The sequence below is a fragment of the Paenibacillus sp. J14 genome (assembly GCF_000518465.1).
Lineage (GTDB): Bacteria > Bacillota > Bacilli > Paenibacillales > Paenibacillaceae > Fontibacillus > Fontibacillus barengoltzii.
On the sequence record NZ_JADQ01000003.1, the window covers coordinates 61,128 to 76,010 of the forward strand.

The 14,883-nt window shown below is 50.6% G+C and carries 12 protein-coding genes; 8 read left to right on the top strand and 4 right to left on the bottom strand.

Annotation, left to right across the window (positions count from 1 at the left end):
* Positions 1 to 3 precede the first annotated feature (3 nt).
* Entirely contained in the window at positions 4 to 771 is a 768-nt protein-coding gene (locus tag M891_RS0101720; RefSeq protein ID WP_028537583.1) for an HAD family hydrolase, read from the bottom strand.
* A gap of 108 nt (positions 772 to 879) precedes the next feature.
* The gene (locus M891_RS0101725) at positions 880 to 1,797 is read right to left on the bottom strand and encodes a helix-turn-helix domain-containing protein (RefSeq protein WP_028537584.1); all 918 of its coding nucleotides are present in this window, start codon (positions 1,795 to 1,797) and stop codon (positions 880 to 882) included.
* Positions 1,798 to 1,961: 164 nt separating this feature from the next.
* Here M891_RS0101725 and M891_RS0101730 point away from each other — a divergent pair, with 164 nt between their 5' ends.
* The 6 genes from M891_RS0101730 to M891_RS23140 all read left to right on the top strand — a co-directional run bounded on the left by M891_RS0101730 (position 1,962) and on the right by M891_RS23140 (position 8,050).
* Entirely contained in the window at positions 1,962 to 3,161 is a 1,200-nt protein-coding gene (locus tag M891_RS0101730) for an MFS transporter (RefSeq protein WP_028537585.1), read from the top strand.
* 122 nt (positions 3,162 to 3,283) lie between these two features.
* The gene (locus tag M891_RS0101735; RefSeq protein WP_028537586.1) at positions 3,284 to 4,018 is read left to right on the top strand and encodes a phosphonate ABC transporter ATP-binding protein; all 735 of its coding nucleotides are present in this window, start codon (positions 3,284 to 3,286) and stop codon (positions 4,016 to 4,018) included.
* A gap of 14 nt (positions 4,019 to 4,032) precedes the next feature.
* Entirely contained in the window at positions 4,033 to 5,289 is a 1,257-nt protein-coding gene (locus M891_RS0101740) for a hypothetical protein (RefSeq protein WP_232228262.1), read from the top strand.
* A 29-nt stretch (positions 5,290 to 5,318) separates the two neighbouring features.
* Positions 5,319 to 6,017: a response regulator transcription factor gene (locus M891_RS0101745; protein WP_028537588.1), complete on the top strand. Its 699-nt coding sequence runs from the start codon at positions 5,319 to 5,321 to the stop codon at positions 6,015 to 6,017.
* A complete protein-coding gene (locus M891_RS0101750) occupies positions 6,014 to 7,459 on the top strand; it encodes a sensor histidine kinase (RefSeq protein ID WP_028537589.1) in 1,446 nt (481 codons plus the stop codon). Before M891_RS0101745 ends, M891_RS0101750 begins: the two co-directional genes overlap by 4 nt.
* Positions 7,460 to 7,507: 48 nt before the next feature.
* Complete coding sequence (locus M891_RS23140; RefSeq protein ID WP_016312086.1) at positions 7,508 to 8,050, top strand: GNAT family N-acetyltransferase; 543 nt, start codon at positions 7,508 to 7,510, stop codon at positions 8,048 to 8,050.
* An 83-nt stretch (positions 8,051 to 8,133) separates the two neighbouring features.
* Here the strand turns inward: M891_RS23140 and M891_RS0101760 are convergent, their stop codons facing one another.
* Complete coding sequence (locus tag M891_RS0101760; protein ID WP_028537590.1) at positions 8,134 to 9,354, bottom strand: glucose-1-phosphate adenylyltransferase; 1,221 nt, start codon at positions 9,352 to 9,354, stop codon at positions 8,134 to 8,136.
* Between the two features lie 180 nt (positions 9,355 to 9,534).
* Here M891_RS0101760 and glgB point away from each other — a divergent pair, with 180 nt between their 5' ends.
* Both glgB and glgA read left to right on the top strand, forming a co-directional pair.
* A complete protein-coding gene (gene glgB, locus M891_RS0101765; protein ID WP_051416802.1) occupies positions 9,535 to 11,466 on the top strand; it encodes a 1,4-alpha-glucan branching protein GlgB in 1,932 nt (643 codons plus the stop codon).
* Positions 11,463 to 12,893, top strand: coding sequence for a glycogen synthase GlgA (gene glgA / locus M891_RS0101770; RefSeq protein WP_028537592.1), 1,431 nt, complete (start codon positions 11,463 to 11,465; stop codon positions 12,891 to 12,893). Before glgB ends, glgA begins: the two co-directional genes overlap by 4 nt.
* A gap of 29 nt (positions 12,894 to 12,922) precedes the next feature.
* Here the strand turns inward: glgA and M891_RS0101775 are convergent, their stop codons facing one another.
* Positions 12,923 to 14,671, bottom strand: a complete 1,749-nt coding sequence (locus M891_RS0101775) for an alpha-glycosidase (RefSeq protein WP_028537593.1) — start codon at positions 14,669 to 14,671, stop codon at positions 12,923 to 12,925.
* Positions 14,672 to 14,883: the final 212 nt, after the last annotated feature.

Below are 14,883 nucleotides of genomic sequence, written 5' to 3' on the forward strand. Positions count from 1 at the left end.
ACCTTATAAGGTCCGTTTTTGTTTTTGAGTTTGATGTGTATGGTTAAAAATCACGAGCGGAACTTCGACCAAGGACGTAACGGTATGCATTTCCGAATCCCTGTCATGCTGAAGCTCCACAATATTGTACAACCACTCGTTGGGGATTTTAATGTAAATCGCCTTAATTCCGACGGAAAGGGCTGGCATGACATCCGTCCGCAGGCTGTTGCCGATCATCCAGGTTCGGGAACGGTCAAACCGCCGCGACTGAAGAATTTCTTCTAAGGCTTCCGCATTTTTGTGTTGGCGAATGTAAATCCGATCCTCAAAATACTCGGCCAATCGCATCTGCTCGATTTTACGCTGTTGGATCTCGGTATCTCCGCCGGTATACAAGTGCAGTTCATGACCTTGACTGCGCAGTAGATTTAAGGTTTCGACCATGCCGGGATACGGTTCGATAGGTTGCTCATAAACGCTAAGCCCCAGCTTCATCAGCCGTTCTTCTTCCTCCGGAAGAGTCTGTCGTCCCGTAACTCTAGCGAAATAGCGGTAGGTGTCAACCAACGATTCGGGAAAATGCGAGCTGGCAAAACCGATTTGATGGACTCCGGCTACATCAATTTCCGTTTGCTTCTCTCGGATCTCATTTGACGTAATACCGAATGTCTTAAACCAATCGGTCATTAGGTCAGCGAATTGGTCTAGAATTAGATCAAAATATTTATTGCAATAAACTAAGGTATCATCCAGATCAAAAATAATTTGTTGCGTCAAGGGCGTTTTCATATCTTACGGGTCACTCCTTATCCAAGAAACGCTTGTCTCTACGTATAGCTCTATCCTAACACAAGCGGAAGCGTCCCGCCAAAGCCAACTGCCTTGCTTAGTTCACAACTACAGCCGGATATAGGATTCTAGGAACATCTGGAGCTCCGCCGCTCCGTCTGGACGGATACTGAACTTCTCCGTATCTTGGGCGAGCAGATGGATGCGCAGCAGTCCGGCGACCCGGAGTCGCATCAAGTCGTGCATCAGCTGATCCTTAGGTTCGCCTAGATCCTTCAGCATATCTTGCATCGATTTGGGTTCGTCGGCAACATAGCGGAGTAGGCGCAAACGCTGCGGTTCGGCCAAGGCACGGGTCAACCGTTTTAACACCATCGGCGGTTCATCCTCATCAAGCTCCGGAATATCGAGCGGGTACTGGATGAACAGCACGTTTTCGTAGAAAACGTATGTATTTATCGGTCGAAAATGGATCGAAGGGGTTAACACGACCAACGAGATCGGCTTCAAAGGTTCCAGCACCAACCCGCCGGAGGCGTATTCGATCAGCGCGTCGGTGTCCATCTTTTGCAGCAGTGTATGCTTCTCGGCTGCATCTTCCTCCAGCAGCGGAAGAAATTGATGCTCGATAGGGCTCATATACAGCCGATGCCAGCATTTGAGCAGCGGGATATAGTTGCTTTGAATTCGCGCGATTGTCTCACTATTCACAGTGGGAATGTAGGTTTTAGTACGATCGTATAGGGACTCGACAGAGCTTTCTGCAATGTCGTTCAGAAATTGTGGGATATCGGTCGCTCCTTTTCGCTCCAAGGCCCAAACGTACAAAACGTCGTAGTCTGTGAACGGGTACTTGGCTGCTTCGACAAATTGAAGTCGCTCCTCCGGCGTGAGGCGAGTGTCTACCTCAGCTATCCATTCCAAGCCTACATCGAGATTGTTCACCCATTTTTGTGTAGTATATATCATAAAGCTGCTGATCAGTTCGTAGACCAAGGAATGGTCCACTTTCACGTCATAGGCCATGATTGAACTAACCTCCCAAAGAACTTTGCATTCAGATTCATTATGGCTTGTTCGGTAGTGGATTGTCTACTATAATGTTAAAGGATTATTCGGAAAATATTATTTGGGGAAAAGTCGTCAACATATTGACGATTTTTCTTTGTTTTTTAAGGAGTGTTTTTCATTTGGAAAGTTCGATCAGAAGGCATCACCGCATATTTACCCCAACCTTTATTCTGATCTCTGTCATTATTATCGCGGGGCTCAGTCAAGGACTGCTGCTGCCAGTGTTGTCCATATTTATGGAAGAAAGGGGGATTTCCTCCTCCGTAAATGGATTGCATGCTGCAGCTCTTTATGTCGGATCGTTTGCCATGTCGCTGGTGGCGGAGAAGCTGCTGCGACGAACCGGGTTTAAACTCTTACTGCTGAGCGGCGTCGTTCTCGTTATGCTGGCTTTGCCGGTGTTTTCGCTGGTCTCCGATCTAAGGTTGTGGTTTATTCTAAGATTGCTTGTGGGGATCGGGGATAGTGCGATTCATTTTACCTCGCAGCTCTGGATCATTCTTGTTTCACCTCCGGACAAAAGAGGCCGGAACATCTCCTTGTATGGGATGTCCTACGGATTAGGTTTCAGCATTGGACCGCTGGGCATCCGACTGCTGGATTACGGGCAAGCCGTTCCGTTCGTCTTGCTGGCGATCCTGTTCCTCATGATCGTGATCCTCGCCGCTATATATTTGCCAGATCGAGCACCGGAACCCGTTCGTCAGGAGGAAGCCGGTGCTCCGCGCAAGGTTCCGCAGATCTACCGGATGGCTTGGTTCGCCTTGCTGCCTGCCTTGCTATATGGTTATATGGAAGCTTCGATGAACAGCAACTTTCCGATATACGGCTTACGTTCAGGGCTTAGTGCGGCGGATATCGCGGCATTGCTGCCGTTCTTTGGCATCGGCGGTTTGATTCTTCAGCTCCCTCTGGGCATCTTAAGCGACCGGTTCGGCCGCAAAAAAGTGCTGATGACCGCAGGACTCACCGGCGGACTTCTGTTTCTCGCGGTTCCATTGGCGGGGAATCACTTTATGGCGTTGCTGCTACTGTTCATGGGTGCAGGCGGCTTGGTGGGTTCGTTCTTCTCGTTAGGCCTGGCGTATGCAGCGGATCTGCTCCCGCGTCATTTACTTCCGGTGGCCAATGTGATTGCATCCTTTCATTTTAACTTTGGCAGCATCATTGGCCCGAACCTCGGTGGAGCGGCCATGCAGTTAGGAGCGGCTCCGATGTTGTTTATGCTTCTGGGGTCGGCATATCTGTTGTTTTCCGCATCCGGGCTGGTGTTTCGGCCGGAACGTTACAAAAAAAGCGTAAATATGAACAGGCTGTAATGGATTTTCGTTGATTTTTCCAATACACTAAAGGGTAAGAAAAGGTAATGCAAATTTCATGTTAGTTCAAAAAAGTGATTAACAACTTGAGTACCTCTTAATCGTAAAAGGAGAAATCGGACATGATCAGAGTCAACCACTTGCAGAAATCGGTGGATGGAAATAAGAAGAAGGTGCTTCGCGATATTACCGTCCAGTTTGGTGCAGGGGAAATGATTGGCGTTGTAGGGGCCAGCGGCAGCGGCAAAAGCATGCTTCTTCGTTGCTTGGCGCTGCGAGAACGTTGGAACCGGGGCGATTATACCTGGAACGGGGATAAAGTGATTGAAGGCGGCGGACGCGGTTCACAGAAATACCGCTCCCAATGCGCCTATCTCGAACAGAACCCTTCCTTGTATCCGGAGAAAACCGCGCTCAAAAATGTCCTGATCGGACAAGCGGGTCAAACTCCGCTTCTGCGCCGACTGACCGGGATGGTACGATCGGACGATTACATGGGCGCGATGGACGAGTTGGAGAAGTACGGCCTGCTGGACAAAGCCCATGTTAAAGCTGGGAAGTTGAGCGGCGGCGAGCGCCAACGTGTGGCTATTTGCCGGGCATTGGTTCATGGGGCTAGCTTCCTGGCGGCGGACGAGCCGGTGATCGGGCTGGATCCTAAGTCGGCAGAACGCGTATTGGAGACGTTAAAAGAGCTGTGCACCCAGCAAAATAAGATCGTTATTACGGCATTGCCGCTGGAATTGGCAGAGCGTTACTGCACCCGGATCTGGGGACTGTCTGAAGGAGAGATCAAGCTTGACGTGTCCGGACGGCGGCTCTCGATGGAAGAGAAACGCCTGATTGATCTGGTATGAAACGAGTGATGAGTATGTTGACGAAGAGGAGATTATTAGCTTGGGCGGGAGCTTGCCTGCTTCTAATCCTTAGCGGCTGCAGCGTGATCAGCGATCCGAAGTCTTTGATGCAAACGCCGCAGCTCTCCACCGACCGTGCCTCGCTAATCAGCGTCATTAAGGCCGAACTGAAAGGCGGAGAGATCGTCTCACCGCGGGACGTCCGCAATATCAGCTCCATTCGCACACCTGACCTGAACAACGACGGGATCAAGGAGGCGGTTGTCTTCTATGAGACACCGGATGAAGCGGTGCGGATCCACGGCATGATTTTAGAGCATCAGGGCAATTCCTGGGCACTGAAGGTTCGCTTTGACGGCGAAGGCCAGGTCCTCGAAACGTTTGATATTCTGGACTTAAACGGCGACGGCAATTTGGAGATTATCGCTGGTTTCTCCAGCGGCTCCGATGAACTGCAGAAAGGATTAACCGTATATACTTACAATGGCAGTGAAGTCGAGAAGGCAATTGCGTTACCGTACAACTACTTTATGGTGGACGATTTAAATCAGGATAACATTCCTGATATCACGGTCGTGAACTTAAAACGCGAGCAGTATACGACGGTGACGACGTATCAGTATGATGGATCGTTTAAAGAACTAAGCCATCTGGAACTCGACGATCCGATTAGCGAGTATTATAATGCGGTCAGCGGCAACATTACGCCTAACCTGAAGGGGATTATTCTTGATGCAACGGTGGGAACCCATTCCGCCTTCTCGACGGTGATTGTGATGAAGGACGGGGAGCTTGTTAACCTGTTGCCTTCACAGGATATGACGCTCAAAGGGTATCCGATTCTCAGCGGTGACGTTAACAATGATGGACTGCTGGAAATCGGCATGTTGGAGAAGCCCAAAGGCTGGGAGTATATTTCATTTGATGAAATTCCGTGGCTGTTCTCCTATTACCAGTGGGATGAGAACGAAGGCCTCAAATTCGTCATGCAGCAATACATGGATATGGCTGGACGTTTCTACTTCAACTTCCCGAAAGAATGGCAAGGCAATGTAACGATCGATACGAAGTCCGACAAAAATGAGCACCTCATTTTCGTCAAGATCGATACAAATGAGCCTGTCGCGGAAATCCGCTTCTTTACGCTGTCGGAATGGGAGCGCAATAAAGGAGATTGGGAGCTGCTCGCACGGGATGCCGATAAGGCGATCGGGTTCCTCAGTCATACGGATTTAAAAGTCAACAAAGGCGAGACGGAAATTAAACGTTAAGCCGTTTTTTGAAAGAGGGGGCAACCAAATTGAGCAAAGTGCTGATTTTGGAGGACGAAGAGTCTATCCGTAGTTTTATCGTCATTAACTTGAAGCGGAACGGCTTCGATGTACTCGAAGCGGCGGACGGCAACGAAGCGTTAAGCAAGCTGCAAAGCGTTCCGGACATTGACATCGCGCTCCTCGACGTGATGGTGCCGGGGATTGACGGTTTTGAGGTGTGCCGGCGGATCCGCGAAACGAATGAACGGATCGGGATTATTTTCCTCACCGCTAAAGTGCAGGAGCAGGATAAGGTCTACGCGTTGTCCGTGGGCGCGGACGATCATGTCAGCAAGCCGTTTAGCCCAACAGAGCTGATCGCACGCATTCAATCCCTGCTGCGCCGGGTGAATGTTTACCGTGAGAGCAGTGCGAAGGTGACGTTTACGTCCGGACCGTTTACACTGGATTTGATCTCCAAGCAATTTAAGAAGAACGGGCAGCTGATTGAACTGACCCCGACAGAGTTTTCGTTGATTCAGTTTTTCCTGGAGAAGGAGAATACCCCGCTTAGCCGTGACGTCCTGTTGGATCACGTCTGGGGCAAGGAATATATGGGCGATCCGAAGATCGTGGATGTGAATATTCGTCGTCTGCGGCAGAAGATTGAAACGAATCCGTCCGAACCGGCTTTCCTGCAAACCGTGTGGGGGCACGGTTATAAGTGGAAAGGCGAGGGACAATGATCAAGAAAGGGATTGGACGGCAAATCGTCTTACACTATTTCATCGTTGTATTCGTAACCTTGTTTATGGTCGAGGTGATTTTCACATTGGCCATTCGCATGTATTATTACGATACGATCTATAATCACATGTCCAATCACTCGATGTGGGCTTCGGACTACTTCCAGAAGTTCGTCCGATTGAATGCGGAGGGGGATCCGGATTATTTTACGGAAATGCTCCGCACCTTTGAGCTGGATAATACCGAGCTGATGATTCTGGATCGCAACGGCGAGGTGAAGGCAAGCACCAATCCGTTCCAAGCTGATAAGGCGATTCAAACCAGCGATGTTCCGCAAGCGTTAGCCGGGAACGTTGGCAAATGGATCGGGCGGCAACCGACGACCGGCGAGCTGGTGATGGCCGTTTCAAGGCCGCTGCAGATCCAAGGGCATACGCAATACATCGTCCGTTACGTCACCTCGATGGAGTCAGTCAATTCCAAGCTGCTGAACTTGACCTTCATGTCGATTGCGGTTTCAGCGGCTGTACTGGCCATCGTTACGCTGTTTAGCATCGGATTGGCGAACTCGATTGTTAAGCCCATTAATAATATTCGTGCCGTATCGGCGCAAATGGCCCGAGGGAAGTTCGATGCGCGAATCAAGGGCAATTACCGTTATGAGCTTGGTGAACTGGCAGCTACCTTGAATTATATGGCCGAGGAGATCGTCCGCAGCAATCAGATCAAGGACGATTTTATCTCATCAATTTCACATGAGCTGCGCACGCCGTTGACGGGGATTAAAGGCTGGAGCGAGACGTTAACCTCCGGCGGCTTCGATCCAGAGGAGACGAAGATCGGGATGGGGATTATCGCGAAAGAGACCGATCGTTTGATTGGCCTCGTGGAGGAGATCCTTGATTTCTCGAAGCTGCAATCCAACGAGATGAAGCTCGTAATCGGAGAGGTGAACCTCAAAGAGCTGCTTCAAGAGACGATGCTCAACGTCTGGGCCAAAGCGGAGCAGAAGCATATTCAGCTGAAGCTCGAGGATAAAACGGACGGCACCGCTTTGGTAAGAGGCGACGGCAACCGACTGAAGCAAGTGTTCCTCAACGTAGTGGACAATGCGATCAAGTTCTCCCATGAACAAAGCTGGATTCATCTGGTGATTGATCGTATCGATGATGAACGCGTGAAAGTGGATGTCATCGATTCGGGGATTGGCATCAGTGAGGAATATTTAAACAAAGTGAAGGATCGATTCTTCCAGGTGAATCACCAAGGCGGCGGTACCGGGCTGGGGCTGGCGATCAGTCAGCAGTTGGTTGAGCTGCATCATGGGGAAATGGAAATTCAGAGTGAGCTTGGCGTTGGGACAACCGTTTCAGTCATCTTACCGCTGTTAAGCGATACCCGAACGGAAGAAGCTGTAACCGAATCGGAGACAAAACCTTAATAGTGATATAAAAAGAGAGAAAGAAACTTGTGGAGAGAGGGACTTACTATGACACAGCTTATCGATCAACTAGAAACCGCTCAGGGAACGCTTGACATCTCACTGGCAGGCGAAGAGGATTTGGAGACAGTGCAGGAGATATTAGTTGAAGCCGCGACTTGGATGCAAGAAAATGGTGTGAATCAATGGAACCCGCTGCAGTTTACGCCGGAACTGATTCGGTCGTACTTGGCAGACCGTGAAATATACCTGCTGCATGAGTCAGGCGAACCGGTGGCTTTGTTTACGCTGCAGGATTCAGATCCCGATTATTGGGGTGAGCTGAACGTTCCCGGTTACAGTTACCTGCACCGGCTTACGATCCGGTTGTCTTACCGCGGACGCGGGCTGAGCAGTGAAATTTTACGCTATGCAGCGAAACGTTCCAAGGCGCTGGGTCGTCCTGGCATTCGGTTAGACTGCTGGAACCAGAACCCGAAGCTTGTTCAGTTATACGAGGGCTTAGGGTATCAGCTCCAAGGAACGGGCAGCAACAACGGAAGAGAATTTAACTTGTATCAGTTGGACGCTGATATATATGCCCAACTCTAACTTTTGACAATAGCACAGCTAGAAACCAAAGGGACCGCCTCGAAAGATCATCCATGGATTCTTTCGAAGCGGTCCCTTTTGGGTTAGGAGAGCAACCCTTCGGCCCGAAGCCGAGGGGCGTTGTCGTACACTTCTTGAAGCAGACGGGAGGGTTGAGGTCGGCTTGCCGGTTTAGCAAACACGGTTTCGTACGGGGCCACAACGCTGATGTCTCCATGCTCCGATTTAATGACGGCACCGTCTTTGATGATCGCGCCTTCGCCGATAATCGCCCGCTCAATCTGGACGTTGCGGCCGATTTTCGCGCCCGGCATGATGACGCTGTCCTTGATGCGGGAATACCGGCCAATTTCTGTTCCAGCAAAAATAACTGAACGTTCTACATAGCCTTCGAGTGAACAGTGATCATGAATGAGGGAGGAAGGGGCGGGAGTGTGACGTTTTTTAACCCATCCTTGCATGAGCGGCCGTTCTCGAGTAAACATGGGCCAATCCTCACGATGAAGCTTCCATTCGGAGGATTCAACCAGCAAATCCATATGCGCTTCCCATAGGCTTTGAACCGTTCCGACATCCCGCCAATACCCCTTGAATTCATACGCGTGCAGCGGCTCGCTGCCTGCCAACATTTTAGGGATTAAGTCCTTGCCGAAATCATGACTGGAGTTCGGGTCCGCGGCATCTTCCTCCAACTGGCGCTTTAAGAACTCCCACTCAAACAAGTAAATACCCATGGAAGCGAGGTTACTCGCAGGTTGCGCCGGTTTCTCCGCGAACTCCGTAATCCGGTTGTGTTCATCCTTCGTCATGACACCAAAGCGATGGGCTTCTTCCCAGGGTACTGGCATAACTGAAATCGTTGCTTTGGCCTGGTGACTGAGATGGAAATCCAACATGTGACGGTAGTCCATATGGTAAATATGGTCTCCCGAAAGGATCAGGACGTATTTGGGCGAATGACCGTCGACAAAAGCCATATTCTTGTAGATGGCGTCCGCCGTACCTGTATATTCCTCAACGCCTTCCCGATACGCTGGCAGTAAAGTGATCCCGCCATGCTCGGAGTGCTTCAGCTTCCATGGTTCTCCTTCACCGATGTGCTCATGGAGCGAAGCCGCTTCGTATTGCGTCAAAACCCCGATCGTATCAATTCCGGAGTTGACGCAGTTGCTGAGAGGAAAATCGATGATCCGGTAATGTCCGCCAAAATGCACGGCCGGTTTCGCCTGCTTGGTGGTCAGCGGAGATAATCGTCGCCCCTCTCCGCCGGCAAGAAGCATTGCAATACAGTCCTTTTTCCTCATTTCATTTCCCTCCCGCATGTTTTGGTCTGTGTGGCACATACATTAGGATATAATGTAGATGAAATAAAATATGGAAAATATCCGAAAGTAATACATCTTTTTGATGTAAATACTGAAATTTTTTTTGAATTTCTAAAAATAATTGACGTTCTTTCATTTGGTGTAAAGGTGGTGACAGATTTGTTTGATGCCAGGACCGAATCAGCATGGGCTTCCGCCGTATCTCCCACGGATATTTACTTGTTCCGCGAGGGGACATTGTATCAAAGCTACCGCACGTTTGGCGCCCATCCCGTAACCGAAGGGGGAAGACGTGGAGTTCGCTTTACTGTTTGGGCCCCGAATGCATGCCAAGTCGCCGTTGTCGCCGACTGGAACGGTTGGAAAGGGACGCGTGATGTACTATATAAGATACCCGATTCGGGAATTTGGACTCGCTTTTTTCCGGATGTTCCGGTTGGAAGTTTTTACAAGTATGCTTTAACCGGACCGGATGGTAAGACCCGCTTAAAGGCAGATCCCTATGCTTTTTATGCGGAAGTGCGGCCGAAAACAGCTTCCATCATCACGGAATTGGACAACTACATCTGGGGAGATGAGAAGTGGATTCAGAACCGCAGCGCACCTTACGCACAGCCGCTCAACATTTATGAGCTTCACTTCGGGACCTGGCGGCAAAAGACTGACGGCTCGTTTTATACATACCGAGAGATGGTGGATTTGCTAATCCCCTACGTCAAAGAGATGGGGTATACGCATATCGAAATCATGCCGCTCTGTGAGCATCCGTATGATTTATCATGGGGATATCAAGCGACCGGTTATTTCGCCCCAACCAGCCGGTATGGGGAACCGCAGGATTTAATGTATTTCGTGGATTGCTGTCATCAGGCTGGGATTGGCGTGTTGCTCGATTGGGTGCCGGGCCATTTTACGAAAGATGATCACGGATTACGTCTATTTGACGGAACGCCCTTGTTCGAGTATGCCGATCCGGCCAAAGCGGAGAAACCCGGATGGGGGACCCTTAGTTTTGATTTCAGTAAACCCGAGGTGCGTTCTTTTTTGATCTCCAGCGCGATATATTGGCTTGAAAAGTATCATTTCGACGGGCTGAGAGTCGACGCCGTGACCAGCATGATTCGTTACGATTTCGAGAAGCCGTCCTGGGCGGCGGCACGTAACGAAAAGGGCGGTACCGAAAATCTGGAGGCGATCGAATTCTTACGGCAGCTCAACACGGCCGTGTTCCGTTATTTTCCGCATGCTTTGATGATGGCGGAAGAATCCAGCGCGTGGCCGTTAGTGACCGCCCCTGCGCATCAAGGGGGGCTTGGCTTTAATTACAAGTGGAATATGGGGTGGATGAACGATACGTTGGATTATTTCGAGACGCCGTTCCGCGAGAGACCTCACCGTCATCACTTGCTAACGTTCCCGATTTGGTACGCCTATTCGGAGAATTTTACGCTGCCGCTCTCCCATGACGAGGTGGTACACGGCAAAAAATCACTGCTGGACAAAATGCCGGGTACCTACGAGCAAAAATTCGCCGGCCTTCGCCTGTTACTCGGGTATCAGCTGACCACTCCAGGGAAAAAACTGTTATTTATGGGTGGAGAATTTGGCCAATTTATCGAATGGCGTGATCAAGGGGAGCTGGATTGGTTCCTGTTGGATTACGAGTCACATCGGCAGATCCATGGGTATTGCCAGGCGTTGAATCACTTTTATTTGCAAGAGCCGGCGCTGTGGGAGCAGGATCATGTGCCTGAGGGATTTCAGTGGATCATTCCGGATGATGATCAGCAAAGTGTCATTGGGTATGTGCGAAAAGGAACGCGACCGCAGGAGCTGTTGCTGGTGCTGCTGAATTTTCTGCCGGAGGAGCGGAGGGAGTATCGTGTTGGCGTCCCTTTGCTTGGACGGTACGAGCTTGTCTTTAACAGTGATGATGTTCGATTCGGCGGGTTCGGCTACCCGCAGCCCAAGCTGCAATTAAGCGAAAAAACGGCTTGGAACGGCAGGCCTCAAAGCCTGACCGTTACGCTTCCTCCGCTGAGCATGACCGTGTGGAAGCGTCAAACGCCAAGAAGGAGGGTGAAACGATGAAGATTTTGTTTGCTGCGGCCGAAGTCGCACCGTTTATCAAGACCGGAGGCTTGGCTGACGTGATTGGGGCACTGCCCAAGGCACTGATTGAAGCGGGCCATGATGTGCGGGTCATCATGCCAAGATATCGCGAGCTGCCGCAAGTTTACCGTGAGCGTCTGCATCATCTTGGCACCGGTACGGTTCCGGTGGGGTGGCGGAAGAAGTATGGCGGCATTTCCCGGCTGGAATGGGAAGGGGTTCCCGTGTACATGATTGATAATGAAGACTATTTTGGCAGAACAGGGATTTATGGTCATTGGGATGACGGCGAGCGGTTCGCGTACCTGGATCGGGCGATGCTGGAGCTGCTTCCCCTTACCGGGTTTATGCCGGACATTATTCATTGCCATGACTGGCATACGGCGATGATCCCGCTCTTGTTAAAGGAGCATTACCGCGATCGGCACGAATACCGGAATATTCGAACCGTTTATACCATACATAACTTGTTATATCAGGGGATTTTTCCGAAAGAGATTCTGGGAGATCTGTTGGGGCTCCCTTGGGACTATTTCACACCGGACGGCGTCGAGTATTATGATCAAGTCAGCTTTATGAAAGCCGGCTTAGTCTACGCCAATCATGTGACGACGGTCAGTCCCACTTATGCGGAAGAGATCAAGACCGAGCACTACGGTTATGGGCTGGACGGCCTGCTTCGCTCGATCAGCGGTCGGTTGTCAGGCATCGTAAACGGGATCGATACCCGACTATATGATCCGGAGACCGATCTGGAGCTATTCGCCCGTTACAGTCGCAATTTGGAGCAGAAACGCGCCAATAAACCGGTGCTTCAGCGGGAGCTGGGCCTGCCGGAAACACCGGATACGCCGCTGATCTCGATGGTTACTCGTCTGGTCGAGCCGAAGGGGCTGGATCTGGTCATTCGGGTGTTAGATGAATGGCTTAGCACAGACGATGTGCAATTTGTGTTGCTTGGCACCGGGGATCCCGCATATGAAGATTGGTTCCGGGAAGCGGCATGGCGTCATCCCGGGAAGCTTTCGGTCCAAATCAAGTTCAGCGATGCGTTATCTCGGCGCATCTATGCCGGCAGCGACATCTTCCTAATGCCATCGCGGTTTGAGCCTTGCGGCATCAGCCAGCTATTGGCGCTGCGGTACGGCACAATCCCCGTTGTAAGAGAAACCGGCGGCCTCAACGATACTGTGCGTTCCTATAATGAATTTACAAGCGAAGGCAACGGCTTCACCTTCCATAACTATAACGCGCATGATATGTTGTACACGCTTCGCCGGGCGGTGTCGTTCTACCGCCAGCCTGAGCATTGGCATCGGATAACAGCAAATGCATTCGCCGGTGATTACGGCTGGGATGCATCGGCAAGACAATATATTCACATTTATGAGAGCCTAAAGAAATAGCGGACGAGTCGCTCGTCCGCTTTTTGTCATTATTTTTGAATGTGCCGATACAAAATGCGGAAGCCGTAAGGATCCAGGGAAATGCTCATGACCCCGTTCGTTGGTGTCACGGCTTCTTCGGTAAGGGCGTCCCGCCAATCGCTCGTTTGCATCGGATGGGTGAGGGTGACTGGCTTGGGGGTATTGTTCATCCACACGGTAAAATGCATCTTCTCATCCATTCGTTCGTATACGATACACGGATCCCCTGGTTCCGCGTGCAGAAACCGAAAATGACCGTGACGAAGCGCCGGATGCTGCTTTCGCAGCCTAATCATCAGCTTGTAGAAATCATACAGCTCACGATCCTGCTTGTTGTGATCCCACTCCATGCACTTCCGGCAATCCGGATCCCCGTCGCCAGTAAGACCGATCTCATCGCCGTAGAACAAGCAAGGCGTTCCGATATACGTAAACAGAAACACCACGCAGAGCTTGAGCTTGCGCTTGTCGCCGCCGACACGGGTCAGCAGGCGAGGGGTATCATGGCTGCCCAGCATGTTGAAGATCACTTCATTCGTTTGATGCGGATATCGCATGATCAGCGCACCCATCTCATCGGAAAAGGCCGCCCCGTCTACACCGCCGTTAAAAAACTCCAGCACTTTATCCGCAAAGGGGTAATTCATCACGGAATCAAATTGATCCCCCAGCAGCCAGTTCAAGGAATCGCTCCATACCTCACCAATCAGATAAGCTTCCGGGTTCGCTTGTTTGACGACCTGACGGAATTCCCGCCAGAACGAATGATCTATTTCATTGGCGACGTCAAGCCGCCAACCGTCCAACTTGATCTCCTTAATCCAATATTCGGCGACTTCAAGTAAATACTTTTTTAGTTCCGGGTTGGCGGTATTAAATTTCGGCATGTTGGGGAAGAACCCAAACGTATCATACGTCGGGATCCCGTTCTCTACCCTCGCCGGGAACTGGTTGACATGAAACCAACCGGCATACGGGGAGGCTTCACCATGTTTGAGGACGTCCTGGAATGGAGGAAAATGCTCCCCGCAATGATTAAAGACCGCGTCCAACACGACCCGGATCCCACGCTGATGACATTGCTCCACCAACTCCCGCAGCAAGTCGTTGTTTCCAAAATGAGGATCAACCTGTTTATAATCCACGGTGTCGTATTTATGGTTGGATGGAGCCAAAAAAATCGGAGTAAGATATATCGCTGTGATACCTAGGTCGGTCAAATCGTCCAAGTGGTCAATGATCCCCTGCAAATCGCCGCCAAAGTAATTTTCACGGGTCGGCATGCCTCCCCAGGCTTCAACTGGATTGGGATCATTGGAGGGATCTCCGTTGGCGAACCGCTCCGGCATAATCTGATAGAAGACCGCTTGCTTTGCCCATTCCGGCACTCGGACTACTTCGTTCTCATGAATATACGGAAATTCAAAGCATTCCCCCGGCGGTTGAGGAGCCTCCGATTGAATGCCTGTGTCCAGCAGGTACACCGTTTCAGTTCCCGCCGTAAGCTTAAAGGCATAAGAAAGACGTTTGAACTTGGGACGCACCGCGACCTCCCAATAGTCGAACATGCGATCATGAGCCGTTTTTTCCATCGGCAGCTCCTGGTAGGTTCCTGTCCAATCGTATTTGTCCCCGGTCATGGCCAACACTTGCTCCACATCATCCCGTTTCGTCCGGATGCGAAGATGGATCGTCGATGAGTCATAGGCATACGCCCATTTGTCCCGGGGCACGTGGTAGAGCGCTTCAAGCAGCACAGATTGGCGCCTCCTCTCGTAAATCGCTAGGGTTGTGATGATGTTCATTATTCCCCAAGGCAGCAAGGAGCATGAACCAAATGGGTAACATAATTCAGATTTGAATTGACCAAAGTATGATAAATAAGATTTACGAGGTGTTAAAGGGCAGTTCTGTGAAAACTTTTGAATATCATGAAAATTGTTTTGCATATATATGCATTCTGATTTAT

What these genes read in the sequence shown, in the direction of transcription:
- M891_RS0101735 (WP_028537586.1), top strand. Translation starts at nt 3,284, where the DNA reads ATGATCAGAGTCAACCACTTGCAGAAATCGGTGGATGGAAATAAGAAG.
- glgA (WP_028537592.1), top strand. Translation starts at nt 11,463, where the DNA reads ATGAAGATTTTGTTTGCTGCGGCCGAAGTCGCACCGTTTATCAAGACC.
- M891_RS0101760 (WP_028537590.1), bottom strand. Translation starts at nt 9,354, where the DNA reads ATGAGGAAAAAGGACTGTATTGCAATGCTTCTTGCCGGCGGAGAGGGG.
- M891_RS0101750 (WP_028537589.1), top strand. Translation starts at nt 6,014, where the DNA reads ATGATCAAGAAAGGGATTGGACGGCAAATCGTCTTACACTATTTCATC.
- M891_RS0101740 (WP_232228262.1), top strand. Translation starts at nt 4,033, where the DNA reads ATGTTGACGAAGAGGAGATTATTAGCTTGGGCGGGAGCTTGCCTGCTT.
- M891_RS0101720 (WP_028537583.1), bottom strand. Translation starts at nt 771, where the DNA reads ATGAAAACGCCCTTGACGCAACAAATTATTTTTGATCTGGATGATACC.
- M891_RS23140 (WP_016312086.1), top strand. Translation starts at nt 7,508, where the DNA reads ATGACACAGCTTATCGATCAACTAGAAACCGCTCAGGGAACGCTTGAC.
- M891_RS0101725 (WP_028537584.1), bottom strand. Translation starts at nt 1,797, where the DNA reads ATGGCCTATGACGTGAAAGTGGACCATTCCTTGGTCTACGAACTGATC.